At 58.8% G+C, this 22,695-nt stretch carries 27 protein-coding genes and 2 pseudogenes; 12 read left to right on the top strand and 17 right to left on the bottom strand.

Going from position 1 to position 22,695, the window contains the following annotated elements; all coding sequences use genetic code 11:
* Window positions 1-53 precede the first annotated feature (53 nt).
* From FVF58_RS26755 to FVF58_RS26700, 10 genes and pseudogenes are all read right to left on the bottom strand, one after another.
* Window positions 54-557 (bottom strand): H-NS family nucleoid-associated regulatory protein, encoded by a 504-nt coding sequence (locus FVF58_RS26755; protein WP_149672841.1) that lies wholly within the window; start codon window positions 555-557, stop codon window positions 54-56.
* Window positions 484-645: an H-NS family nucleoid-associated regulatory protein gene (locus FVF58_RS54465; protein WP_342802414.1), complete on the bottom strand. Its 162-nt coding sequence runs from the start codon at window positions 643-645 to the stop codon at window positions 484-486. Before FVF58_RS54465 ends, FVF58_RS26755 begins: the two co-directional genes overlap by 74 nt.
* 123 nt (window positions 646-768) lie before the next feature.
* Window positions 769-2,463, bottom strand: coding sequence for a hypothetical protein (locus FVF58_RS26745; RefSeq protein ID WP_149672840.1), 1,695 nt, complete (start codon window positions 2,461-2,463; stop codon window positions 769-771).
* A gap of 912 nt (window positions 2,464-3,375) precedes the next feature.
* The gene (locus tag FVF58_RS53060; RefSeq protein WP_246217210.1) at window positions 3,376-3,663 is read right to left on the bottom strand and encodes a hypothetical protein; all 288 of its coding nucleotides are present in this window, start codon (window positions 3,661-3,663) and stop codon (window positions 3,376-3,378) included.
* A gap of 196 nt (window positions 3,664-3,859) precedes the next feature.
* A complete protein-coding gene (locus FVF58_RS53055) occupies window positions 3,860-4,144 on the bottom strand; it encodes a hypothetical protein (RefSeq protein WP_149672839.1) in 285 nt (94 codons plus the stop codon).
* 150 nt (window positions 4,145-4,294) lie between these two features.
* The gene (locus tag FVF58_RS26725) at window positions 4,295-4,990 is read right to left on the bottom strand and encodes a glycine zipper 2TM domain-containing protein (RefSeq protein WP_149672838.1); all 696 of its coding nucleotides are present in this window, start codon (window positions 4,988-4,990) and stop codon (window positions 4,295-4,297) included.
* A gap of 757 nt (window positions 4,991-5,747) precedes the next feature.
* Window positions 5,748-6,180: pseudogene (locus FVF58_RS26715) on the bottom strand (MFS transporter); the annotation flags it as partial.
* A 172-nt stretch (window positions 6,181-6,352) separates the two neighbouring features.
* Window positions 6,353-6,571 carry a DUF1289 domain-containing protein gene (locus FVF58_RS26710; RefSeq protein WP_149672837.1) on the bottom strand — a complete coding sequence of 73 codons (219 nt, stop codon included), beginning with the start codon at window positions 6,569-6,571 and terminating at the stop codon, window positions 6,353-6,355.
* A 3-nt stretch (window positions 6,572-6,574) separates the two neighbouring features.
* Window positions 6,575-7,870, bottom strand: coding sequence for a CDF family Co(II)/Ni(II) efflux transporter DmeF (gene dmeF, locus FVF58_RS26705; protein WP_149672836.1), 1,296 nt, complete (start codon window positions 7,868-7,870; stop codon window positions 6,575-6,577).
* A gap of 8 nt (window positions 7,871-7,878) precedes the next feature.
* Complete coding sequence (locus FVF58_RS26700; protein ID WP_149672835.1) at window positions 7,879-8,154, bottom strand: metal/formaldehyde-sensitive transcriptional repressor; 276 nt, start codon at window positions 8,152-8,154, stop codon at window positions 7,879-7,881.
* Window positions 8,155-8,373: 219 nt separating this feature from the next.
* On the opposite strand from FVF58_RS26700, the gene FVF58_RS26695 reads away from it, so the two are divergent.
* A complete protein-coding gene (locus FVF58_RS26695; protein WP_149672834.1) occupies window positions 8,374-8,988 on the top strand; it encodes a class I SAM-dependent methyltransferase in 615 nt (204 codons plus the stop codon).
* Between the two features lie 52 nt (window positions 8,989-9,040).
* Here the strand turns inward: FVF58_RS26695 and FVF58_RS53050 are convergent, their stop codons facing one another.
* Genes FVF58_RS53050 through FVF58_RS26680 form a run of 3 tightly spaced genes read right to left on the bottom strand, consistent with a single transcriptional unit; the run spans window position 9,041 to window position 9,900 of the window.
* Window positions 9,041-9,253 carry a GDCCVxC domain-containing (seleno)protein gene (locus tag FVF58_RS53050; RefSeq protein WP_149672833.1) on the bottom strand — a complete coding sequence of 71 codons (213 nt, stop codon included), beginning with the start codon at window positions 9,251-9,253 and terminating at the stop codon, window positions 9,041-9,043.
* On the bottom strand, window positions 9,253-9,540 hold the full coding sequence (gene merP / locus FVF58_RS26685; protein ID WP_149672832.1) for a mercury resistance system periplasmic binding protein MerP: 288 nt from the start codon (window positions 9,538-9,540) through the stop codon (window positions 9,253-9,255). Before merP ends, FVF58_RS53050 begins: the two co-directional genes overlap by 1 nt.
* Before the next feature lie 9 nt (window positions 9,541-9,549).
* On the bottom strand, window positions 9,550-9,900 hold the full coding sequence (locus FVF58_RS26680) for a mercuric transporter MerT family protein (RefSeq protein WP_149672831.1): 351 nt from the start codon (window positions 9,898-9,900) through the stop codon (window positions 9,550-9,552).
* A 67-nt stretch (window positions 9,901-9,967) separates the two neighbouring features.
* Here FVF58_RS26680 and merR point away from each other — a divergent pair, with 67 nt between their 5' ends.
* The 9 genes and pseudogenes from merR (at window position 9,968) to phaP (ending at window position 16,858) form a co-directional block, all read left to right on the top strand.
* Entirely contained in the window at window positions 9,968-10,534 is a 567-nt protein-coding gene (merR, locus tag FVF58_RS26675) for a mercury resistance transcriptional regulator MerR (RefSeq protein WP_149672830.1), read from the top strand.
* 34 nt (window positions 10,535-10,568) lie between these two features.
* Complete coding sequence (locus tag FVF58_RS26670) at window positions 10,569-10,955, top strand: thioredoxin family protein (RefSeq protein WP_149672829.1); 387 nt, start codon at window positions 10,569-10,571, stop codon at window positions 10,953-10,955.
* Window positions 10,955-11,683 carry a cytochrome c biogenesis CcdA family protein gene (locus FVF58_RS26665; RefSeq protein WP_149672828.1) on the top strand — a complete coding sequence of 243 codons (729 nt, stop codon included), beginning with the start codon at window positions 10,955-10,957 and terminating at the stop codon, window positions 11,681-11,683. Before FVF58_RS26670 ends, FVF58_RS26665 begins: the two co-directional genes overlap by 1 nt.
* Before the next feature lie 212 nt (window positions 11,684-11,895).
* Window positions 11,896-12,216, top strand: coding sequence for a hypothetical protein (locus tag FVF58_RS53045; protein ID WP_246217209.1), 321 nt, complete (start codon window positions 11,896-11,898; stop codon window positions 12,214-12,216).
* Window positions 12,217-12,223: 7 nt separating this feature from the next.
* A pseudogene (locus tag FVF58_RS53040) lies at window positions 12,224-12,468 on the top strand (hypothetical protein).
* A 1,835-nt stretch (window positions 12,469-14,303) separates the two neighbouring features.
* Complete coding sequence (locus FVF58_RS26640; RefSeq protein ID WP_149672825.1) at window positions 14,304-14,510, top strand: cold-shock protein; 207 nt, start codon at window positions 14,304-14,306, stop codon at window positions 14,508-14,510.
* A gap of 164 nt (window positions 14,511-14,674) precedes the next feature.
* Window positions 14,675-15,205 carry a phasin family protein gene (locus FVF58_RS26635; RefSeq protein ID WP_149672824.1) on the top strand — a complete coding sequence of 177 codons (531 nt, stop codon included), beginning with the start codon at window positions 14,675-14,677 and terminating at the stop codon, window positions 15,203-15,205.
* 211 nt (window positions 15,206-15,416) lie between these two features.
* A complete protein-coding gene (locus FVF58_RS26630) occupies window positions 15,417-15,635 on the top strand; it encodes a hypothetical protein (protein ID WP_149672956.1) in 219 nt (72 codons plus the stop codon).
* Between the two features lie 650 nt (window positions 15,636-16,285).
* Window positions 16,286-16,858, top strand: coding sequence for a TIGR01841 family phasin (gene phaP, locus FVF58_RS26625; protein ID WP_149672823.1), 573 nt, complete (start codon window positions 16,286-16,288; stop codon window positions 16,856-16,858).
* Between the two features lie 231 nt (window positions 16,859-17,089).
* On the opposite strand, the gene FVF58_RS26620 is transcribed toward phaP, so the two are convergent.
* Window positions 17,090-17,287 (bottom strand): hypothetical protein, encoded by a 198-nt coding sequence (locus tag FVF58_RS26620; protein ID WP_149672822.1) that lies wholly within the window; start codon window positions 17,285-17,287, stop codon window positions 17,090-17,092.
* Between the two features lie 692 nt (window positions 17,288-17,979).
* On the opposite strand from FVF58_RS26620, the gene FVF58_RS26615 reads away from it, so the two are divergent.
* Window positions 17,980-18,444, top strand: coding sequence for a hypothetical protein (locus FVF58_RS26615; protein ID WP_149672821.1), 465 nt, complete (start codon window positions 17,980-17,982; stop codon window positions 18,442-18,444).
* A gap of 1,091 nt (window positions 18,445-19,535) precedes the next feature.
* On the opposite strand, the gene FVF58_RS26610 is transcribed toward FVF58_RS26615, so the two are convergent.
* Complete coding sequence (locus FVF58_RS26610) at window positions 19,536-19,949, bottom strand: hypothetical protein (protein ID WP_149672820.1); 414 nt, start codon at window positions 19,947-19,949, stop codon at window positions 19,536-19,538.
* A 247-nt stretch (window positions 19,950-20,196) separates the two neighbouring features.
* Window positions 20,197-20,724 carry a Uma2 family endonuclease gene (locus FVF58_RS26605; RefSeq protein ID WP_149672819.1) on the bottom strand — a complete coding sequence of 176 codons (528 nt, stop codon included), beginning with the start codon at window positions 20,722-20,724 and terminating at the stop codon, window positions 20,197-20,199.
* A 559-nt stretch (window positions 20,725-21,283) separates the two neighbouring features.
* Between FVF58_RS26605 and FVF58_RS26600 the strand changes: the two genes are divergently transcribed.
* Window positions 21,284-21,883 (top strand): short chain dehydrogenase, encoded by a 600-nt coding sequence (locus FVF58_RS26600; protein WP_149672818.1) that lies wholly within the window; start codon window positions 21,284-21,286, stop codon window positions 21,881-21,883.
* Window positions 21,884-22,208: 325 nt separating this feature from the next.
* On the opposite strand, the gene FVF58_RS26590 is transcribed toward FVF58_RS26600, so the two are convergent.
* Window positions 22,209-22,397 carry a CsbD family protein gene (locus FVF58_RS26590; protein ID WP_149672816.1) on the bottom strand — a complete coding sequence of 63 codons (189 nt, stop codon included), beginning with the start codon at window positions 22,395-22,397 and terminating at the stop codon, window positions 22,209-22,211.
* Between the last annotated feature and the right edge of the window lie 298 nt (window positions 22,398-22,695).

The raw sequence follows: 22,695 nt of genomic DNA, 5'->3' as shown, positions 1-22,695 counted from the left end.
GTACCCGGTGGAACCGGAAAATCGCTGGTCCACCGGGCACCTGACAACTACGTTCAGGTCGTCAACTCGGCGCCAGACTCGACTGTGGCCACCGGAGCGGGCACGGCCGCGCTCTTGCGCGGCGCTTTTCTCGTCGGCCTCTTCTTAGCCGGCACCTTCGCGCTCACGGCCTTCCTAGCAACCACTCTCTTGACCGCAACCTTCTTCGTCGGTGCGGTCTTTGTCGCTGCGACCTTATTGACGACGGCTTTCTTGGCAACTGCCTTTTTGGTCGAAGGCTTCGTCTCGGTCGAAGCACTCACATCGGCCGCCGCACTGGCGCCATCAATCAGAAACTTTGTCCGGTCCTTGGCACTAGCCAACCACGCCGGAGCCCGCCCACGACCGCTCCATGTCGCACCGGTCTTGGGGTCAAGATAAAGCGACGGCTGTGGCCCTTTCCGCTGCCCCTTGCCGCTGGTTGCGCCCACCGCTTTCGCCGTCTTATTGGCCGCAGTCTTCGCCTTGCTCACAACGCCTGCGTTCGCCGCACCGGTCGCCTTCAGCGCTGCTTGCAATCAAAAATTTACTGCGGTCTTTGACGTCTTTAATCCAAGCCGGCGGGCGGGCGTGACCGCTCCACGTTTCGCCAGTTTTGGGATTGATGTATTTGGGCAGACAGCGGTGCCTTCCCCCTGCGAGGGCGGCGGCCGGGCCGCCGTATGTGGTGAGAAGCCGATACGCGGCCGCAGTTTCTTCGCGACACTTGCCGACGCAAGCATAGCCGGCTCAGTAAGGCCACTCCGCTCTCTGACCGTCGGGATTTACGATGACGAACAGGCGCTTGTGAAACGTTGGTTGTCCCGCCGCACCAGCGGCACCACCCGCACCAGCCGAGGCCGGTGGGGGTGGTGCCGCTGGTGCGAAAGCTTCTTTCGGCGCATTTAGCATTTTCACAGTCAATTTTTTAAAGAGCGTAGCGTCTCCGTCTTGGTCAGCCGAGGCTGCTTCTGCGGTCGCGCCAACAAGGGGGCTTTCCGTGGGCACCTGCGTACCATCTCCTTCTTTGAAGGAAAAGGTTGCATTTTTCGCAAGGCCGCTCCCTGTAAGGGTCCACGTAGCCTCATTTTTCACGGTTGAGAATTCGGCTTTTACGTCGGTCAACACGGGACCAGTCTTGCGGACTATCTTCCCGCCGACATAACCCGCAGCGCTGATTCCCGCTAACTGAAGGAATCCCTCGGGCAATTTCGGCAGCGTTTCAATCGTTGCAGGGTCAAGCGCAAGGGTGTACACGATGAAGCCCACCGCGCCGACTAGCGTCCACAAGAAGAACTGGGCGCGCTCCGGAGCAACGATGCCTCCCACAGAATAAAAGTCGCGGAAGGAAGGAGAAAAAGGGCCAGCCGATTTGCCTCCCTTCACCGCGGCTACACCTCCGGCGGCGACACTCGTCCCGACGGAGATTAGAAGAACGCCCGGCAGGCCGTTGGGGATATCCGAAAATGTCGCCATACCCTGAATCAAACTACGGGCGACGCTGAGATACACCCACCCGAATAATGCGACAAAGGTCCAGATTACAAGTTGAAGCCGGGACAAGCTGTAGGTATTTGAGTCGAAGTCGATGTAAATGGTTCTCCATCCACGAATTCTCTCAGTCGGAGTGGACGGCACATCGACCTGTTTCCTATTGCCGAAGTAGGAAATGCCAAGCACGACCGCGAGTACGGCCAGCGCGAATGTGCGCGGCGTCCACCTTCCAAAGGGGGACATCAACAAGGTCACTGGGTTGGAAACCACGTTCTCCACTTGCACATCCAACTTCACCTTGCCAGATAGAGCTTGCGGTAGCCCCTCGACCGTAATAGTAGTTTCAGTCCCAGAGATAGAGAGCTTCGGAGCACAGTAGCGACTTTTGTCGGGGTCGCAGTTGCTAAGTGGAACCCCATCGACGCGAATTACATTCTCTTCGGCGGGTTGCTCGCTAATCGCTGCAGGCGTCCCGGCGCTCCTCGCGAATCCAGTCCCGTATATCTGAAGGGCAGCGTAAGTGTCCTTCCCTTCCGGGTAAAGTGCGGACTTTGATAGCGTCGTTATGACGGGAGCGGCCCGCCTAACTACAAGCTCTGACGTCGAGTAGAAATAGGTTTTCCTGTCGGCGGTGAGTCGCACTCGATACGACCCGGGCGTGAGGGTGGCAGGCACGAAAAACTTCACAGACTTACTTGTCGACTCCTCGGTGAAGACTGCGTGGGGCCTGCCACATTTTTCGTCGATGTCCTCGCATAATTCGACGGTTGCAATAACAGGCAGATTCTCGCCGTCGAGATTGACTTGCTTCCCGCGCCCCGTGTCAGCCGGTACGAGCGCCCCAAGTTTAGGCGTGGCTTCGCTTGCGCCCGCAGGCGGTGTGGCACCATCGGCACGAGCGTTCGGGGCGCAGACGACTAGAAGAGCCAATAAAACCGAGACTGCCTTCATAGTTGTCTCCAATCGGCCAAAAGGAACCGACAAGCAAATAAAGCGCAAGTTTGTGCAGATGGTCTACGCTCGTAGGTACCAGCCGTCTGTGTGATAACCCACGGTAAAAGTGCGGACATCAGCGTGGAGCACCCGTCAGCACCCGTCAACCATATAGACGTTTCCGACCTCAAACCACTTATTGCCGTTCTCGATACGTAGTCCCGGAGGACGACAAGTTCGACGCATGGTATCGCGCCCGTTTTGAGAGAGCCCCCGGGGTTCGTCCCGCGGCGCTGTGGATGGCTTCTCTGTTGCGAAGTATCGACTCCCCGACAGGATACTTAACGACTCCTTCGCTGGCGGCAGTCGAAGGTTTGTGATTCAACTGAGATGTCTGAAGGTAACGTGGAGGAAGTCGTGGAGACATACAAGGGAGTGTTTGACATTTCCACCGCCGAAGGAGTCAACGATTCGGAACGTCTTCTTGTGCGTCTAGCCGACCCGGCGTCTAAAATTTAAATGCCGCGTCGTTGTATTGCCGGAATATCGGGCCGCGAGCGCCAACCTTGGCGTCACCTGTTCCCGTCATCTCCGAATTACCATGCACGTTGTGGCATTCGTCGAGCTATTGGCTGAAGACCTCGCGCACCATTCCTAATGACCTGCACTGTGTAGGTTAAGAGAATGCTCCGGTAAAGCGTCACCTTTCCGCTGGCCCTTGCCAGAGGGCGCACCCTCCGCCTTCGACGCCTTCTTGACCGCACCCTTTGTCCCATCACCGAACTGCGAATTACACCCAATCCTGACGGCCTTGCGCTCCACGACATCACGCCGGCGCAGCTTTTTTCCCAGTTGCACATCCTGCTGGCCGGTCAGACAGTTGCGACGATTTACCTGGGCGCTCACTGGTTCTCAGACGTGCTCGTGGGCCTAAGCTTCGGCGTGGCATGGATAGCGATAGCGGGTGTGCTTCATCACATTGGCGATGAAAATCAGAGAGACACCTCCTCCCTCGGTATAGCGTCGTTCATCGCGTTTGTCGTCAGTGCCACGATACACATCATCATGCAGCACGGTGTCGACCTGTCTCTCCACGCGCCGAGGTAGCTTTTTGGTATTCGCTTGCGTGCGGCGGCAGACAGCAGAAACAGGTACGTTGCGCCCGCATGACTTTCCGAGCTGAAGCGGCTGGCCAAAAACATCATTGACGCCTGGCACGACGGAATCGGTTTTGTCCCGAGATTGCAGGCGAAACACGGCTGGAAGTGACTGCCTGTGTCAACGGCGCCGAACGCACATCAAGGGGGATTCGAACGCGCTAGAGCTTGGGCTGACCCGGATGAACCCCCGATTTGGGGTGCGTCGAATCACGTCCGCGAGCATTCAGTCGCTATCGGACGCAGCCATCGGTGAATCAGTCGTCATCGTCGCCATGATGATGCCGTTCCCATCCACGGTGGCGACCGTGGTCATGCCACCTGCGCTCGTCATAATCCCCTTCATAGCGGTAACCGTAGCCGTAGACCGGAGCGGGTGCGTAGACCACCGGTGGGGGAGCCTCGTATACGACTGGGGGTGGCGCGACATAGACGGGCCCTGGCACCCCCAGATAAACTCCGATGTCAGCGTGGGCGAGAGCCGCGCTGGATGCGCACGCAGCGGAAAGTCCCACTGCCAGAAAAAGGGTAGCGTGTTTCATGGAGTTCTCCTGTCCTGCTCGTTTCCGGCGAGCGCCAAACGATGGCGAACGACGCGGATTTTAGGGGTGGCGCGCGGAAGCAGGTGCGGAGGAAATGTCAAAACTGTATCCGGCAGTAACCCGCTGTGATGCTGCCAGTACCGACCATGCCTACGACGCGGTCAGGGAGTCGCCCGAGACACGGACACGTTCACCGACCTGAACCTGAGGCTGTGTCGTGTAGGCGAAATTCCGGTAGCTGCCGTCCTGCATTCTGACCTGCACCTGGTAGGTCGTAGCCTTGCGCACCGCATGCTCGATGCCATTGCCGGCAAACCCGCCACCAATCGCGCCAGCAATCGTTGCCAGAACACGACCACGTCCTCCACCGACCTGATTTCCCAACAGCCCGCCAGCGACAGCGCCGCCTACGGCTCCGAGCCCCGTCGTCGGCTCGGGTTCCTGGACAGCGTTGACGGCGACAACCTCCCCGGCATTCGGGTCAACTGCTACTGGCCTTGGAGCGGGTTGAGCCTGGCGTTGATAGGTATCGTTGTTCGCATACCTCGGAGCCTGCTCAACCGGAGCGCTACGGTGGTGATGGACGCGCGGCTGGGCTGGTGCCTCCTGCGCCGCACGTTGTTCGACGTACGACTGCGGCGACGTGACCGGCGCGCTGGCGACGGGGGCGGCGGCCGCAATAGCTTGCGTCGGAGGCGTCGTAACAGCGCGTGAAGTGGGCAGCATTCCGGTCGTCATCGCCGCAATGCCGGTCGCACTGGCGAGGATAACGGCCACGGCCGCACCCGCGACCAGGGGATGGATGCGACCGCGCGGCGGCATGTTCGAGGCGACGTTCGTGTTCATTGCGAGCTCCACTGGGATGTACATGCAATAACGTCACAGCAGCGAGGATGGTGCACCGGCAAGCACAATGCTTTGTAAGCATTTGTACCGTCCTGGCCTCGCAATCCGGCGCGCCTGAAAGCTCAGACGCCCACAGAACATGACAGTGACGATGGATGTGCCGAGCGTCCGCTGGTTAGGCTCGAAGCTAAGGCGACGCCGGAATAAGTGCCTCCACCCAGCCGTCCGGTTAAAACATCGGATGCGCAGCCGGATAAAGCGCCGTTCTCAGGGCCAATCCACCGAGTTCGACAAAGATAATCGCCGCAAGAATGTGGACAGCTCTTGTCGGCAGACGGTCGGAAAACTTGTGCCCAAGGTAAGGCGTTAGGCGACCCTCTAAGCTTCGCCAAACTTGGCCAATGGGTTGTTCCTTCGTAACGGCTTGCCAGGCTTGGCAAATTCAGGAGGCGAGGCACAAGGACTTGCATTTCTCGCTTAGACGGTCGCCTCAGACAGCTCTGACACAAACTTTATGCGCCCGATAGATGTCTTTCTTTCGACCACTGCATCAGTGGCGCTGTTGATGTTTGTGCTTTGGCGGATTGCAGAGATAAAGGGTTGGCTTTAGATTTGCGGGCGTAAGCGTTGGCGAGCGCTGCAATCAGCATGCGCCGAGGTGCGTTGACATATGCAGTCCACCGGCGACGAGCGCCAGCGACCTGAACGTACGCTACCGACAGACGAAGTGCACAACAACGCGACCAGCACAAGAGCGGCTATCTGCCCACACCAGCATGATGACAACGGCAAGCAGTGGCTCAAGGAACGCGCCAACGATGTCCAGAGACTGACGAAGTCCGAATGCAACACCTCGCAGATGTGGTGGCGTGACATCAGCCACGCGCATCGCGCGGCGCTCCCCTGATGCCTTTACCCACCCGGTCCATGATGCGCGCCGTCACCACGATACCGGTGGTCGGCGCCACGGCAAATAACGGTTTGCTTAGCGCACCCAGCCCGTACCCGGCGACTGCAAGCCACTTGCGATTGCCAAGGTTGTCGCTGAGGGTCCCGGGGAACACCTTGACGATGGGGGCTGTCGCCTCGGCGATGCCTTCGATTAGGCCAATCGTCGTTGCACTGGCACCGAGACTTGCCATGAGGAACATGGGCAACGGGCTATGGATGATTTCGGATGAGATATCCATGAACAGGCTGACGCAGCCGAGCACCCAGACGCTGTGTGGAATTTGCCGTAGAAGGCTGACTCGCTGTCGGTACGCATGGAATCCATACTCCCCAATGAGCCGGCGCGATTCTGTCGCGCAGGGGATTGAAGCCAGTCACCAGAATGAAGCGGTGACGGCGCTCCTTATCGATTCAGGTGTCCGGCGTTCGCGGTTGCCCGGTCGACAACGCTGGCGATTCACGGTGCAACTTGGCCTGCCGCCGCGCCCGGTCGTTAATCACCTGATGGCGCCGGTGGTCGGTCATCTTCTTCCACGCCCGAATTTCGTCGAGCGTCCGAAAACACCCGACGCAAAGCTTGGTCTTGCCATCGAAGGCACAGACATCGATGCACGGTGACTTGACTGCCATGGTTCAGGCTGCCGCGTGTGAAGGTTGCACTTCAACGGTGACATGCGACAGCCCCTTGAAGCGCCTGAGCACTGCGTGATAGAAGCGCGAGTCACGCTGGGGTTCACCTGTTGCCACCGACACCACGGCGCTCATGTGACCCGGACCCACCCGCCATACGTGCAGGTCGACAACCTTGTCGCCACGGTCCTCGATAGCATGGCGGACGTTCTCTGCCATGCGCCGGTCGGGATTCATGTCGAGCAGGATTGCACCGGTGTCCCGCATCAAGCCGTACGACCAGTTTGCAATCACCAGCGCGCCGATGACACCTGCGAGCGGGTCCATCCATAGCCAGCCAAATGCGCGTGCCAGCAAGAGACCGATGATAGCCAACACGGAGACAGCCGCATCAGCCATCACGTGAATGTACGCGGACCGGATGTTGTGGTCCCGGGTCGCTGCTTCATGCGCGTCGTCGTGGTGCTCATGTTCTTCGAATTCGACTTCGTGCTCGCCGTCCGGCATCCGCACGATGGCTTTGAAGGCGTGCGGCTCAGGAATGTCTTCCTTCGATTCCAGATAGGTGCCACGGTCAGCCAGCGCGAATACCTGCTGCGTCCCATCGGGTCGCAGCGTCGTAACGGACACCGCTGAAGCGTCCAGTCGCGAACCCTCCGTCGCCGGCGTAATCCGGAAAACGGGGGGAACCCCATCCTCGAAGATGGAAACGGCAAACACACCGGACGGCGCGAAAATCTTCTGCACCTCGTCTTCATGAGCATGGTTACCGTGTCCGTGTCCGTGTCCGTGTCCGTGTCCATGGCTATGACCATGACCATGACTATGGCTGTGGTCACCGCCGCTCAGCAGCCACACGCTTACCAGGTTGACCAGCAGGCCGACCACCGCGATAGGAATCGCTTCGCCGAAGTGAATCGGTACCGGCGACAGAAAGCGCGAAACTGCCTCGTAGCCAATCAACACCGCAATCATCGCAAGCACGATGGCACTCGAAAACCCTGCGAGGTCACCGAGCTTGCCGGTACCGAACACGAAGCGTGCGTCCGTGGCGTGCTTGCGCGCGTATGTGTACGCGAGGGCCGCAATCAGCATTGCTCCAGCGTGCGTCGACATATGCAGGCCGTCGGCGACGAGTGCGAGCGACCCGAACATACTGCCGCCGACGATTTCAATCAGCATCATTGCGCTGCACAGCGCAATCACGGCCCACGTCTTGCGCTCGTTCTTTTCGTGACCGGCACCCAGAAAAATGTGGTCATGCCCTGCGCCGAACGCGGCGTCTTTGAACTCACTCATTTTTGACTCTACTTGAAATAGCTGTGAACAACCTCGATGAGCTGTTCGGTCGCGCTGTCACCCGGCTCTTCGCCGCTCTCCGCATCGACAAGATGATTCCTGATGTGGTCCTCCAGAACGACGGCGAGCAGGCCATTCATCGCCCCGCGGCAGCTCGTGATTCGTTGCAGGACGTCTGAGCAGCCGTGCTCTTCCTCGAGTGCACGCTCAATGGCCTCAACCTGCCCCTTGATACGGCGAATCCTGTTGAGAAGCTTCTGTTTTTCCTGAACCGTGTGACTCATCGCGTTCTCCACATACCCCCACCGGGTATACAATAAGTTCGTAGTCTACCATAGGGGGCGGGGGTATAACCGGTTACGCAAAACTCTCCTCGCTCGCGGATTTCACTGGATAAACTGACGGTCGAACGCCGATACTGCGTCTAGCTCGCACCTTCGTGCCGGGCATCAAAACTTGCCCTACCATGAAACTGCATACAGTGCAGAACCGCGGACGCAAAAATGGACGGCAAAGAGCATTGGGAAGGCGTGTATCGCAATAAGGCGGCGAACGCAGTCAGCTGGTATCGCCCGCACCTTGACATCTCGCTGACGCTGATTTGCGAAGCCGTGTCGGACCGGAACGCAGCCATTATTGATGTGGGTGGAGGAGAATCGACGCTGGTCGATGATTTACTTCAGCGTGGATATCGAAGCCTGACCGTTCTCGATGTGTCCGCCGTCGCTCTCGATACGACGAAACAGCGTTTGGGCTCTATCGCCGGGCAGGTAACGTGGGTCGAATCCGATATTATCGTGGTCGACCTGCCTGAGCATCGATACGACGTGTGGCATGACCGCGCCGTCTTCCACTTCCTGACGGAACCATCGCAACGAGACGCCTACACCCGCCTGCTGACGAGAACACTCAAGCCGGACGGCCGCGTTGTAATTGCCACATTCGGACCACTGGGACCAAACAGGTGCAGCGGGCTGGACGTAATGCGATACGACGTTCAGCAGCTCTCCGACGAGTTTGGTCCAGGTTTTGAACTGGTCACCAGCACACTCGAGGACCACAACACGCCGGCTGGTTCCAGCCAGCAGTTTCTTTACTGCAGTTTCCGGAAACTGTGACTGTCGGGTTGCCCCGACTCGGCGTCGCGCCTCGCCTATTACGTGAGCCTGGTCAGGCGCAGCAGGAACCGGACTGCTGCATCGGCGGGCATCTGTTCGTGCCGTACGAGCAGTACACGCAGCAATCCCCGGATTTTGGACTGAGCACAGTCTTGCAATGCTCGCATTCGTAAAACCACACACAGGCGTCGGTGGGCATCGTCTCTTCTTTCCTGTGCCCGCACGCCGGACACGTGATACTCGAATCCAGCACGACTGCAGCCATCACTGCACCTGCTTTACGTGAGACTGATAGCCAGCGTCCGCCGTGGCGTTCGTCAACTCGTCGACCGAAGCCATCTTCGGGTCAAATACCACCTCCGCGCGTTTGCTTGCGAAGTCGACCTTGGCCGAGGTCACGCCGGGTATTTTTTCAAGTGCCTTGCGAACCGTAATCGGACACACGGCGCAATCCATGTTTGTGACATCAAGGGTGACCGTGCGAAACCCCTCGGCTAATGCCGAGGACGCTGTCAGCGCCGTCGCAACGAACGCTGTAATCAGTTTCTTCATGACAGAGTCTCAATAGAAGAGCGGCGCATACAGCGGGAACGACATCAAGGCGAGCCCGGCCGGCACAACAACCCAGAAAACGACGCGCTGGCTGTGCCGCACCGATGGCGCCGCACAGGCTTCGCCCACCGTACATTCTTCGGACCTGGCGCAGAGCCTGCGGAAAGCGACCGCGAAAAAGGCAATGGATATGGCGACAAATAGGGGTTGCAATGGCCGCAGCGCGACCAGGCGCGAACTCCAGGCGCCGCCCACTCCCAGCACGACAAGGAACAAGGGGCCCGCACAGCACGCGGATGCTCCGAGCGCGGCAGCCGCTCCCGCGAGCAGGGAGCCGGTGGTGGTCCAGCGGGGTCGCATGGCACTTCCGTTTCGGACTGGTTGAGTCTAGTCTAGGTGCGTACCTAAGTACGGAGTCAAGCGCACCATGCAGGAAATGACCATCGGACGGCTGGCCGAAGCGGCAGAGGTCAATGTCGAAACCGTGAGGTACTACCAACGCCGAGGGTTACTGCCGGTGCCGCGCCGTCCCACCGGCGGCATCCGGCAATATCCGGCACATGTGCTGAGGCGACTGCGCTTCATCAAGCGGTCGCAGCCCCTCGGCTTTTCGCTGGATGAGGTGGAAGCGCTGTTGTCCCTGCACGACGGTCAGACGTGCAGGGCTGCACGCGCAATCGCGGAACACAGGCTCGCCGACGTGCGCCAGCGCATGCAGGATTTGTCGAGGCTGGAGGCCGCTCTGACGACCCTGGTGCACCGCTGTTCGACATCGAAAGGAAAGATGTCGTGCCCGCTCATCGATACGCTCATGGACGGCGGTGAGCTGACCCGTGAACACATCAGTCCGGGTGTGCCGGCGCAGCACACGCCTGCGCCACACAACCGGGATAGAGCAAACGAGTGTAACGAGTTTGGCGCTCAGCAGCCCGCCCGAGCCATACCGGCAACCGCGACGCGTGAGGTGCAATCTTTTCGTCACCGGGACGTCTAACAACAAGGCTGCACTTATCTCCGGGTAGAACGCAATGCTGAAACTCATTCGCAGATATCTGCTCGCTTCAAGCCTGTTACTGACCGTCGGTAGCGCCTTCGCCGGCGAACAGGCGTTCAATCAGGCCCAGTTTGACAGGCTGAACGCCGACGGGAGGCCGAACATCGTCTACTTTCATGCGACCTGGTGCCCCACCTGCAAGGTCCAGCAACCCATTGTGGACCGCCTGGCAGCGAGCCCGGAAATGAAAGACGTGACCATTTTCGTGGCCGACTACGACAAGGAAGTTGCCCTGAAGCGGGCGATGAAAGTGACCCAGCAGTCGACCTTCGTCGTGTTCAAGGGCGGCCACGAGGTCGCGCGTTCAACGGGGCAGACGCGCGAGCAGGACATCAAGAACACGTTTGCCAAAGCCCTGTAATGGATTTCACTCCGGGTACGTACGCGCTCGGGTTCCTGGCGGGAGCCCTGACGACGCTGTCACCGTGCGCACTCGCACTCATTCCCATACTCGTTGCGTCGGCACTGGCAACACATCGGCTGGGGGTTGTTGCACTTGCCGCTGGATTGGGTGTGTCCTTCTCGGGTATCGGCATTTTTGTAGCGGCAGTAGGTATGTCGTTGGGACTGGATAACGACGTGTTTCGTCGCGTGGCGGCCGTGCTGATGATTCTCTTTGGGCTCGCGATGTTTTCCCAACGGCTGCAGGCCGCTTTCAATCGCGTGGCCGCTGGGATAGGTGGTCCCAGCCAGCGCTGGCTGAGCCGGATAAAGGACAACACCCTGTCTGGCCAGTTCGCGGTCGGACTGCTTCTGGGAGCCGTCTGGAGCCCCTGCGTCGGCCCGACACTGGGCGCCGCAACCACGCTCGCCGCTCAAGGCCGGAATCTCGGCAATATTGCAATGCTGATGGGCATCTTCGGCATCGGGGCGAGCCTTCCGCTGGCCCTATTCGGCTCCCTTTCGCGTGCCTCGATATTACGGCTTCGAGGTCGACTGCGCTCTGCGGGAACCACCGGGAAAGCTGTTCTGGGGACGGTGTTCGTCGCCATCGGCCTGCTGGTGCTCACGGGGCTGGACAAGACGCTGGAGACGGCGCTGCTGTCTGCGAGCCCGGCGTGGTTGACGACATTCACAACGTCGCTTTGAGCAACCAGAGGCGGTTTTCAATGGTCCGCGCACGGAGCGGACTTCGCCTTCACCTTTCCACCTCCGCAATAATCTGAAGCCCATTCAAGCCGTAATTTTCGGTTGCAGAATTCACGAATCCATGGTCATCCATCCCGGCGTCTGCGACGTTGAGGAGATGTACGGCGTCAAGCCACCCCATCGCCCGAACGCGAAACTAGCTGGAGCGGACCATGAAAAACAGGAACGACCAGTCCCTGCGCTGGCAGGTGGAAAAGTGGCTCGCACCAGCTCCGGCGACACCGGTTCATGTGACCAGATTCAGTCGCACAGGGTCGGGCGGGCATCGCTATGTGTGCGTCGAGACGTCGTCACCAGCCGGAGTGCGCGCGTTGTTCTTCTTCAGGCACGATGACGGCAGTTGGTCCGTGTTCCCGCCTACTTCCGACAGGCGGAAGTCGACCGTAGGGCACTCTCTCGGGCCGGTGACCACCGTCACCCTTTCAGGAGACGCATCGTCCTCTTTGGTGCTGCACTCTCCCTGCCGGACATGAGATAGCTGTGTCGACGTCGAACGCTGAGCAGAGCGAAAAGTACAGAAGTTATGTCCTTTGCGGTCACGCTATCCTCCAGCAGGAAGGCATTCTGCAGGCCGAGCGATACGCAGCGAGCGGCACAATCATCAGGGATACGAAAGTCGTTGAAGCCTCCGGCGTGCTCGGCGCGTTCGACACCGAAGAGGAGCGGAATTGGCTGGCCTCGCATGGGCTCGCGCGTGGGTCGATAACCATGGCTACCCGACTTGAACGTCACCTATGCCGCCCCGTAGAACGGGTTCACCGAGCACATCGGCCCGCCGCCAGTCTGCCGCCGCTCTGCCATAAGCATCCGGTATGTGTCCGGCTTGCCTTTCTGAGTCTATGCAGGAGCGAAGACGACCACTGCGCCCCGGTCCTCGAAGTGCGTGAGGCTTCGAAAAAATTAATGCTCTCGCCCTGTGAGGTGGCCGTGAATGGCGACAAGCCGAACCACTTGCGAGGCCGCGTCCGAAGAGAACTGCGATGACATGCTGTGGCTTACGCTTGACCTGCGCATAGCCAGGCGACGTCCACGTCGAGAAGTTGTGAAAGACGCTCACAATCCGCACTCTTCGGAACGGTTACTCCCGCGCGCCAAAGGGTCACCTCGTGTTCGGGGACGCCGAGTGACCTGGCCACCCGACCGGAGGTCACCTTTGCGCGCTTGATGGTCATGTCCAGCCGAGCTGCAAAGGCCCGCCTGGAGCCGTTGTGTTCGAGAGTGCTTCGCAAATGTACATCAAGACTCAGACGACTATGCATGGCGTGCAACGCTCCGTGTAATTCATCCTGACCAAACCTATGTAATTCAAGCTACGAAGGTGTGACACGACTTCGATGCTGATGGTTGCAGTTGAACGCCATCACCCGGGCTGGCATGTCGTCCGCGTCTTTTAAATGCGCGGTTTAATCAACACGGATGCCGTTTTCGCTATCCCGAAGTCACTCCGTCGCTATCTAAGCAGGAGCGCAATGAAAACTCCCATACGACAAATAGTCTGTTGAAAACGTGTTCGAAAGTCCTGTTTGGCATCACCCGCTTTTGTCGCCAGCGGGCCCGGGAAGTTCCACTGGCGGAATATCGACTTGCGTGGAAACGGGCGACGTGCTGTTCCACGACCCTTGTCACACATCGCGATGATGGTCGGCGAAAGCGCCATTGCAATAAGGGGCGCAGACGCAGTGGGGGGCGGCGAGAGAAAAACACTTCTTCAAGGATGCTTCAGCTAGGCCGATTCAATTGCCACCTCGACCACTACCGTCCTGTAATGGAATCTTCGTCGTCTGGCAGCCACAATGACGTCGAATGTCGTACGAACCAGAAGCCAATTGCCAGACTCGTTTCCAGCGACGGTAGAGGCCTCGATACATCAAATAAATGTGGCGCCAGACTTTGAATGGCAAGAGGTTTGCGCATTGACGGGTAAACCCGGTTTATGGGGGGCCATGTTTCCTGTATCTTTTTCATTACGTTAGCAAAACGTAATAAACATCTGACTAATAGCATTGTGGGCAGAGAGTCCGATGCACCTTGTGCAGGTTGCCGTTAGTCAGAAAGCTATATGACTGAGAGAGAACACAGTGAACGTTGCCACCAAAGCAGGCACTTGGGTGAGCCCCTACACGCCTCAAAACCTTGACGCTGCAGTTACACATCTTGAGCGGGTCCTGTGCGCAGAAGGTGCCGATTCGTTGTTCGCCCAGACTTACTGGCGCGGTCGGGTTCTTCAAGCGTATGCGACGAACGGACTCTTGCAACGACAACGGGAGCGGCTACAGCGATTGCTCGACCGTGTCGCCAACGCTCCCGCAGACTCGAGACGTCGGATGCAGGCCGCCCGAGACTACTCCCTCACCTAGCGGGCATCTGACGGACACAGGCTTAGAGCGGCGGACTTGCTTGCAAACCGAATAACCCTTCGCAAGCCCAGATACTGTTTTACCGGGAATCGGTAATAGTCTTTTCCGCAGGCCTTCGCACGCGTGCAACAGCGCCTTCAGCGCAAGTTTTAGAGTTTTTACGGCGGGTCAATGACTCTTTTTAACCTCCTTGGAATCAGATGATGCAGACGGGCACAGTGAAGTGGTTCAACGATGCAAAGGGCTTCGGTTTCATCGCGCCGGACGATGGTGGAGAAGACCTGTTTGCCCATTTTTCCGAAGTGAAGTCGGAAGGCTTCAAGTCCCTTAGCGATGGGCAAAAGGTCAGCTTCGAGGTCAAGCTGGGACCAAAGGGCAAGCAGGCCGCAAGTATCCAGCCGCTCTATTAACATGCTCGTTCATGCCGCACGCTGCGTGCGGCATGAAAAGTCACGCTCCGCAACAAGTTTCGCTTCTCGCATCCAGGCCCACGTAATCCAGCCGACGGGCAGGACACGGCTCAAGACCGGCCGAATCAGTCGAAACGCCTCTATTTACACTGGAGTTGAAACCGATGAACACGCAAGTTCCCGAGCAGGTAGCTACTGCACAGAAGGTCTGCGTTGAGGCCCTTTACGGATTTTTTAGTACTGGTTTTGCGACTTACGAAAGGCTCGTCGCATTGAACCTGCAGGCAACGAAAGCTTCAATACTTGAGAACGAGGCCCTCGCATCGGAGGCCCTTGCCCTTTCCACCAGTGACCCTCAGTCATTCTTCGAACTGCAGTCCCGGCAGTCGCAAGCGGCCACGAAGAAGGCGCAAGCCTACTGGCAACATGTGAATGAGATTGCCGCAGAGACGCGAAATCAACTGCTAGCGTCAAATGAAAAGCTGGCCGGCGAGTACGTTCGTGGGACTCAGGTAATCATCGATAGTCTCGCCCAAAACCTGCCGGCGGGAAATGAAGCGATTATCGCTTTCTGGTCGAAGGGCTTTGGGGCAATGTGGGACGCAGGTAACGCATGGCATGAGCAGACCAAGGCTGCGGCGAAGGAGGCTGTGGACGTCATCGACAAAGCCCGCAAGTCGGTGGCCAAGGCTTAAAGCGCCAGGCACCTCTCATGTGCGGAGAGGAGCGCAGTCATTGTCCCGTCCGCAGATGGCCGACTCGACCGGACATCCGGGAAATTGCAATCCGAGGCGAAGAGACTGAAATGCGGACGCATCCCAGATGCGCCCGCTGCAGAAAGCTGGCGCAGATATCCCGGTGCTACAGATTTTTGGCGCGTCGTTCCACTATCGTTGCAAGGCGCGCATGGAAGCTGAAGTCTACAAAGGGTATGCCATCTGGGGGCACGCCATCCGAGAGCATGGAGATATCCTGCAGTCGGAGCGATATGCTGGCAGCGGGACAATCACAATAGGCTCAAAATTCGTCGAAGCCTCAGGTGTTCTTGGAAGCTTTGAGACCGAAGAAGATGCCCAGGTCGCTGGACTTGCGTGGGCACACGCGTGGATAGATAGTCATGGGTAGTCAGAACCAAGTCGGCGGAAGCCCGGATGCTTCGAAAGTTTCCTTATACGGGTCTCCGTGGCGCATAGCGCTTCATTCCCCTGTGACGTATCCGTCCGAAGACCTGCACTCTTGCGGGCGTCTTGCGCAAAAAGAGTCTCATCCAACTTATGGCTTTATATGTCGAAGAAACTCTTGGATTGAAGACGAAGTAAAGACATATCTAGCTAACTACTTTACCCGGACCGAAACCTAAAATTTAGCAAAAGCGCATTGACTCCGGATTGTGCGTGTCACCTGCGTTGCAGGACACCGATTCGTTATGGTCGCAGTGAGGGCGCAAACGAATCCAGTGGGTCGCCGCGAGGAAAAAAATGTTTCTTCACAAAGTGCTCCGTGATAGGCCGATTCAATGGTATCCCGACCGTCACCGTCCTGTAATTGAACCTTCATCGTTTTGCAGCCCCTACAGCTGTCGACGCTCGGCGAGCACCATCGCGCAGCCCAGCGCTGAGGAAGTTGGACAGGCAATCGCGGCTGCGACCAACACGCCTGCGGAGGCGGGTTCGAAAATGTACGCCGACACGGTGACTTCCAGACGACGCGCTTCATCACCTGGTCACCGTTGCCGAACATGGTGAGCGTTGGACATACGTCTTCAGGAGGCGAACATGACTGATTTTCAGGAGCAAGCCGCGGTAGCCCAACGGGCAAATCTTGACTTCTTCTTTGGCCTGGCCGGCAAGATGCTGGAAGGCGAGGAAAAGCTCGTCCGACTGAATCTGGATATGACGAAAACGACGTTTGCCGATTGGTACCAACGCGTGCAGGACGGGATGGCGAAAAAGGACAGGCTGGAAGTTGGTGATTTGCGAGACGCGCTGGCGCTGCCGACCGAGAAGGTCCTGACGTACGAACGCCAGGTTGCCGAGATTGCGTCGGCTACGCAAGCGCAGCTGGCCGAGGTCGTCAATACCCGGTACCAGGAGGTCAGCCGCGAGGTTCAATCGTTCGCCGAGAATCTCGCGCAAAACGCCCCGGTCGGCTCGGAAGCCGCAATCGCATTTCTGAAACAGGTTATCACGCTGGCCAACACCGCTCAGGAAAGCGTGCAAAAGGGTACAAAGCAGGCAGTCGAAGTCGCGCAAACTAACCTGGACGTCGCAACGAAGGCCGCATCAGAGTTGACCAAGGCATCTGACCAGGCAGTCGAGAATGCGACGAAGTCGAAGGCGGTGAAGTAATCATTTGAAGGAGTGCTGAACCCGCGTGGTGGCCCAGCGTGGCAAGCCGACGCGTTTGGCCACGCGGCGATGTGGCCGCCACCGGACAAGTCCACCTGTCGTGTGCGCTGGTCGTTCTATCCGGCGCACGCCATGTCCGCCACTTCGCCCTCTGTTACCCGGCACGGTTGTTCAGCTTCGGCATCGAACCATTGAGTCTTGCGAGCAGACGGTGCGCTGTACTTGCTGACTTCACCGGCCTCGCGACTTACACGCCACGGGGTCAATAAGTTCGATGGTTTCAACACTCTCCGGATGGTCCGCAGCTTGTCCGCCATTGCGCTCGACATCGCCCGCGGCCGCAACCTCGTTCGCCTGCACGCTTTCGGGGTCGCCATCAGTCAAATCAGCACGCACCTCCTCGCCAGCCGTCACCAACGGCAGACTCACACCGAGCCACGAAACATCTCCCTTCAGCGAATGTGGAGGCGTGTACCTACCATCCCCTCTGCGTTGCCAGTAAGCCGGCTCCGCAGGACTGTCGAAGCAAGACACTCACGCGCTTGCAAGACTAATGGGTCGGCGCGTCGAACAGGGCCAGAAGCAGCCAGAGCATATTCGCCGCGCCCCCACTGTGGCAGGAGGAAATGCGGACGTTCGTTCGTTACTGCTCGCAAGAACGGTTTTTCTGGACCCTGCGCGGCACCCGTGTTCGCTCGTAGAGGTGGCATGGCGGCGCGATTCGTGCGCCGTCGTTTTGTCCGAGCGGTTGCTTCCGACGTTGCGTCACCGACGTCAGCGAAAAGCGCGCCGACGATGAACACCGGACGGCCTGGCGAGTCCAATCAAATACCGACGAAAACACCTCCTATGCCGAAGAAAGAGGACGCCTGAAGAGAACCAGAAGCCAATTTCCGGACATCTCAAATTCGCGGACGACGCGCGATGTGGAGTTTCTTCTTCCTTCTCTGCTCGGATTCTCAAAGGTGTACGCGCCAATGGACATGCGTGCGCAGGGACCAATTTGAGGGTTGGCACCGTTCGCTGATTGCGCCGATGGGGGCTGCCGCCTACGCGTGAGCGCGTCAGCAAACTGGCGGCCCTTGAGGCTCGTGGTTGCGGGACAGACCAAGGAGCGGCAGATGAACGTTTCTCAATATCTGCAGGCGATGGAGCAACTTGAACGCGCGACGGAAAGCATCTGGAACAATGCGCCGGAGCCATTCAAAACCCAGGCATTCAAGTGCGGCTGGGCGCTCCACGATACAAAGAAGCGCCTTCGCTCATGGGGTTACGATTTGCTTCGAGACCGCGACCGAATGTTGCTGGCTACGGCTGGCATGAACGCCCAGCGCCTGGAGGCATGCGGAGATTTTGAGAGAGCGGTAAAAGAGATTCAGGCCGCGATTTTCCTCTTGCGCAATAGTCCTGGCGGCCCGTTTGACGACATCTTCGGCGGGCCACTTACACCAGAGCAAGAGGCTGACTTCCGGCTCCGTGACCTCGGGCCGCCTGCAAGCGCGCCGACTATCGACACCGGACTCCCTGGCGAGTCCAATCAGATACCGCCGAAAAATCCCCCGATACCTAAGAACGAAGACGATTAAGGAGAGCCAGAAACATGTTTTCGGGTCTCTCGAACCTTGCCGACAAGCCTTGTTTTAGGATTCTTCCCGCCCTCGAACCGCGCGCAGGTGCGTGAGCCGGCCAACAAGAAGGCTGCACTAGGCATAAGCGCGGTGGGGCTTCGAATCGGATTTGGCTGAAGTCTCGTACGTGCTCGCTGTGTCAAACCAGGCTTGATGCGTTTACCTGTGAGACGGTCTCAGATTCCTTCTCATTCATCTCGAAGTAACGGTCAAGCGCGGCGAGCGTGATGTTTTCGAGCACGGCGGTGCGCGCTTCGCTCTACACATGTTGCCAAGTGCCGTGACCTTGTAGCCCTGGTCGTCAAGACGTTCCTGGATTTCGTTGCAGCCTTCATAGATAGCGTCAAGCAGCATGGCCGGTCGCCGCTACCGAGTGGCGCAGCGCATCCGCGGACCAGCTCGTCAGAACATCCATTGCCGCGTTGCGATGCGCCCCGACACGGAATAGGATTGCCGGACTGCCGCAGCAATGCGTGGGAGGCGAAGATGCATTTCTCGAAGAGACGGTCCAGCAATCGACGGTCGTGGGTCGCACCTCACGCAAAGGAACGAGTGAGTCAACGGTCTACTTTGTCGGCAACCTCTGTTCGAGAAATCGTGGACGCAGGTCGATGCGTGTCACTTGGGGAGGTTCCGCCCAACCGGCGCTGCTACCTCATCTACAGTAAAGTCGACGACCGCTGTTATGTCGTCGTGCAGGACATCGCTAACTGCGCTGTCATTACAGTTCTGCCCCTCTGAATGTGGAACAACGACGAGTTGTCGGAAAGTTCGCCGCAGGCAGACGAAGCTCGCAGGTTGGCGCTCGAACCACGCTCACGTCAGCCAAAACGAGAAAATGTCGGGTATCAGTCGCGACAGCCGACCGGCCTGTTCAGGCGTCGACGATAAGCCCGGCCTGGAGCGTAACGATTCTCGCAGACGCTTCGCGCAGCGGGATTCGGTCTACGCCAATCGCCCACGCGCCATGAACGAAGGCGACCGGAGTACCTTCTTCAGCATTGCAGGGAGCGGGTTCAAGTTGTCAGTTGGACTTTTTAGAACCTGATTCAGTGGGCAACCAGTCGGGTACGCCACCACGCCATGACGCTTGCCAGGAATACGCCCCAGCACGCGCCAAGGACTAGCATCATGAACGGAATGGCGGCGCACATCGCGTCGAACGAGAGTGCGCGCAGTACACGCGGCAATGCATACTGGTCACAGGCCGTGAGGAACAACGCGAAGAGTCCAGTCGACACAGCCGTGCGCCCGTGCCTGAAGGCAGGGGCAACCCGCACATGGTAGCGGACGATTAAATATGCGAAAAAACAGGCGACGGCCGCAGGAGCGACCAGCAACAGCGAAAAGAGCGCGTCGTGCTGGACTGCAAAGCCCATCAACGCCGCGTGCACACTGTCCAACGCTGCTTCCAACATTGGGTGAAACTGGTACCGGCGAGAAGAGAGCACGAGGGCAAACATCGAACTGACCAGCTTGACAATTGGGAAAACAACTCCGCCATCGACAACTCGCTACCCAACCTGGCTGGTCAGTCTAATGTTGGCGAGCGGGTCAATATTGTGTTGGCGTCAGCACATGCAGCGCCGCGAGGTCAGAAACTCCTCGCTAATCGAAATTTCGACAACTTTGACCGGTACCGCCTCTGAAACCAGGTCCGATTTTCACCGCTGCTTTCAGGAGAGATGTTTCGAGCAATGCCGATGTACGTCACGCCCACGCGAAAAACATCGGGTCCGGTTCGAGGGTCACGCGGAACAAGGATGACGCACGCGGACCGTCTAGCCCTCGAAATTCAACCTTCCCGAGGGGGCCGACGATGATGACTTCCTGCGCACCGCTGTTGAGGTAGGCGTCAGCCTTGCGCTCAACCTGGTCGGCGTCATTGTCGTCCCCGAGCACCTCGATGCACAGGTCGGGAACGGAAGGTAACGGGGCGTCCGAATCGATTTCCGGCCACTTCTCCTCGGGCATCCACACGACGTCGGCAATGCGGATACCGAACGACCGGGTTGATACCGGCTGACGCATCGCCACGCGAGGCCCCAACTGCGAGGCTAGCTGGCAGAACATGTCGGTGACCAGGAGTTGATGCCAGGGACACACCCGTCGATGGTCGACGACTCGTCCCAGCTGGTCGACTTCGTATCCGACCCGTCCGTCGCTGGCCGCTTGAGCATTCAGGTTTCGCCATGCTGCCAACAGCCTGTCTGGGCCCGAGAGATTTTGCGCTTTCATGATGCTCTCCGCCAAAGAGACAAGCCCAGTGTATACCCTCGCGGAAGCATTGAGTCCAGGTCGACTGCCTCAACGTTGCGGATACCCGGACGACCAGAGTGCAGCGTCCACTCCAACGGCCAACGGGCACCGGCCCCATATGAACGTGGCGCTCATCGGATACAGGGGGTACCTCGCTGAGCCCACAGCCGCCAGCGTCAGACCATCGGCGAACACCGTTACACTTCGCGACGGCGGGTGAGCATGCCGGTTGGCCGCGCGCGCTCATCCAAGACCGTACGGTCCCACGACGAGCATGGGATGGTCAGCTGCTCAGCCGCCGAACGGCGCCCAAATGACACACGAAGCCCTGCTTGTCACCAGGTTTGTCCTGAAGCAGGCAAGGCTACGATGCGCATCAGCGTAGGAGGGGTTGAACTCAAGGCATAGCTCGTAGCTCGGTCAGCGTCATCCAGTCGACTCTCCCCCACTCGAACGGTAGTACGATATTCGCTCGTCTGCACGCCGAGCGTGATGCGTCGCTCCGCGGTGGCGTGACCCTTCCGGATAAGGAGGACCTATGCGCGTGCTGATAGTTGGCGCAACCGGACTGCTCGGCAAGGAAATCGTTCGCCTGCTCTCGTCCGACCACCAGGTCATTGGCGCGAGCCGCAATGGCCCGGACCTGTCAGTGGAACTCGCAGACAAGGCGTCCATCGTGTCAATGTACCGGCAACTCGGAACCGTTGATGCCGTGATTTGCGTCGCAGGTGCTGCGAAATTTGCACCGCTTGAATTGCTGACCGACGAAGACTTTGCGTTCAGTCTGACGAACAAGCTGATGGGACAGGTCAATCTCGTCCGGTGCTCGGTCGGTCACATCGCACAAGGCGGGTCCCTGACGCTAACCAGCGGCATTCTCTCCCTGCATCCGGTCACAGGGAGTGCCGTAGTGGGTATCGTGAATGCAGGGGTCGAGGCGTTCGTCCGGTCCGCAGCTCTCGAATTGCGGGGCAAGGCACGGGTTAACGTCGTCAGCCCAGGATGGGTTTCAGAAACACTTGCCGCGATGGGGCAGGCCTATTCGGCAGGTACTCCCGCCGCGGTGGTGGCCCAAGCGTACAAGCGAAGCCTCGTCGAGCACATCACGGGACAGGTCATTCCAGTCAAGAAGTCGTGAAAGCAGGGCAACTTGCGACGCAACAGGAATCGTTGCAGGACTCCGGGTACCTCCGGGCGCTTGCCCCCAAGATGACGGTGGCCGACCTCAGTGCACGCGTCGCCAGCGCGTTCTTCGTGTGGCCAAAGGAACTGCTCGATACCGAGGGATGCGGAGGCCGAGCCGTTGCACGATGCCGCGGAGGAAGCGAATCAGGTCGGGGTTGCGCCGGGCGCAATGAGGCCCCCATCCACCGCCGGCACCGGCGACCAACTTCCCCAGTCGGCCGCCTGATAAGGCCTCTGGGGCTGGGTCAATGCATTGACCCAGCCCCAGAGGCATGCGGTTAATGGTGACGCGTCGTGCGGTCCTTCGTCGCTTCCCTGGCGTCCCCGACGTCTTTCCTGGCTTGTCCCGCGGCTTGCTCAACATCGCCTTTCAGTTCCCGGGCCGGCCTGCCCGTGACCTTGCCCATGGCCTCGTTAAACTTGCCCTTCATCTTTTGAGCAACGCCTTTGACCTGGTCCTTGTTCATGATGCCTTCCTCCAAGTATGCGACCGCGTCGCGTTACCAGATTGCGACAAAAACAGTATAGGAAAAGCGGGGTCTTCATGAAGCAGAGGGCGCGAACGAGCCAGGTTGCACGATTCGCGTATGGTAAATCGCCGGCGACACGACGCCCGGAAGCTAGCGCTTGCGACATGCGTATTGGGGACGCCGGGCGGTTGAAGCAATATGACGTTCTAGGTGCGCTCCATAAACGCGAGACGCGCCAAGCCCTGCCGTCGCGCCGCGCGCCCCTTCACCAACACAACGCCTGCGCTGTTCCGCC

The organism is Paraburkholderia panacisoli, assembly GCF_008369935.1.
GTDB classification, from domain to species: domain Bacteria; phylum Pseudomonadota; class Gammaproteobacteria; order Burkholderiales; family Burkholderiaceae; genus Paraburkholderia; species Paraburkholderia panacisoli.
This window is presented reverse-complemented; position numbering and strand designations above follow the sequence as displayed.

Bases quoted from the DNA above. Each gene is read 5' to 3' on its own strand.
- FVF58_RS26630 (WP_149672956.1), top strand. From the start codon at position 15,417: ATGGAAGCTGAAGTCTACAAAGGGTATGCCATCTGGGGGCACGCCATC.
- FVF58_RS26695 (WP_149672834.1), top strand. From the start codon at position 8,374: ATGGACGGCAAAGAGCATTGGGAAGGCGTGTATCGCAATAAGGCGGCG.
- FVF58_RS26590 (WP_149672816.1), bottom strand. From the start codon at position 22,397: ATGAACAAGGACCAGGTCAAAGGCGTTGCTCAAAAGATGAAGGGCAAG.
- FVF58_RS26615 (WP_149672821.1), top strand. From the start codon at position 17,980: ATGAACGTTTCTCAATATCTGCAGGCGATGGAGCAACTTGAACGCGCG.
- FVF58_RS53055 (WP_149672839.1), bottom strand. From the start codon at position 4,144: ATGAAACACGCTACCCTTTTTCTGGCAGTGGGACTTTCCGCTGCGTGC.
- FVF58_RS26600 (WP_149672818.1), top strand. From the start codon at position 21,284: ATGCGCGTGCTGATAGTTGGCGCAACCGGACTGCTCGGCAAGGAAATC.
- FVF58_RS26605 (WP_149672819.1), bottom strand. From the start codon at position 20,724: ATGAAAGCGCAAAATCTCTCGGGCCCAGACAGGCTGTTGGCAGCATGG.
- dmeF (WP_149672836.1), bottom strand. From the start codon at position 7,870: ATGAGTGAGTTCAAAGACGCCGCGTTCGGCGCAGGGCATGACCACATT.
- FVF58_RS26670 (WP_149672829.1), top strand. From the start codon at position 10,569: ATGCTGAAACTCATTCGCAGATATCTGCTCGCTTCAAGCCTGTTACTG.
- FVF58_RS26725 (WP_149672838.1), bottom strand. From the start codon at position 4,990: ATGAACACGAACGTCGCCTCGAACATGCCGCCGCGCGGTCGCATCCAT.
- FVF58_RS26700 (WP_149672835.1), bottom strand. From the start codon at position 8,154: ATGAGTCACACGGTTCAGGAAAAACAGAAGCTTCTCAACAGGATTCGC.
- FVF58_RS26610 (WP_149672820.1), bottom strand. From the start codon at position 19,949: ATGTTTGCCCTCGTGCTCTCTTCTCGCCGGTACCAGTTTCACCCAATG.
- FVF58_RS26680 (WP_149672831.1), bottom strand. From the start codon at position 9,900: ATGCGACCCCGCTGGACCACCACCGGCTCCCTGCTCGCGGGAGCGGCT.
- FVF58_RS26635 (WP_149672824.1), top strand. From the start codon at position 14,675: ATGAACACGCAAGTTCCCGAGCAGGTAGCTACTGCACAGAAGGTCTGC.
- FVF58_RS26745 (WP_149672840.1), bottom strand. From the start codon at position 2,463: ATGAAGGCAGTCTCGGTTTTATTGGCTCTTCTAGTCGTCTGCGCCCCG.
- FVF58_RS53045 (WP_246217209.1), top strand. From the start codon at position 11,896: ATGAAAAACAGGAACGACCAGTCCCTGCGCTGGCAGGTGGAAAAGTGG.
- FVF58_RS53050 (WP_149672833.1), bottom strand. From the start codon at position 9,253: ATGGCTGCAGTCGTGCTGGATTCGAGTATCACGTGTCCGGCGTGCGGG.
- FVF58_RS26665 (WP_149672828.1), top strand. From the start codon at position 10,955: ATGGATTTCACTCCGGGTACGTACGCGCTCGGGTTCCTGGCGGGAGCC.
- FVF58_RS26710 (WP_149672837.1), bottom strand. From the start codon at position 6,571: ATGGCAGTCAAGTCACCGTGCATCGATGTCTGTGCCTTCGATGGCAAG.
- phaP (WP_149672823.1), top strand. From the start codon at position 16,286: ATGACTGATTTTCAGGAGCAAGCCGCGGTAGCCCAACGGGCAAATCTT.
- merR (WP_149672830.1), top strand. From the start codon at position 9,968: ATGCAGGAAATGACCATCGGACGGCTGGCCGAAGCGGCAGAGGTCAAT.
- FVF58_RS26640 (WP_149672825.1), top strand. From the start codon at position 14,304: ATGCAGACGGGCACAGTGAAGTGGTTCAACGATGCAAAGGGCTTCGGT.
- merP (WP_149672832.1), bottom strand. From the start codon at position 9,540: ATGAAGAAACTGATTACAGCGTTCGTTGCGACGGCGCTGACAGCGTCC.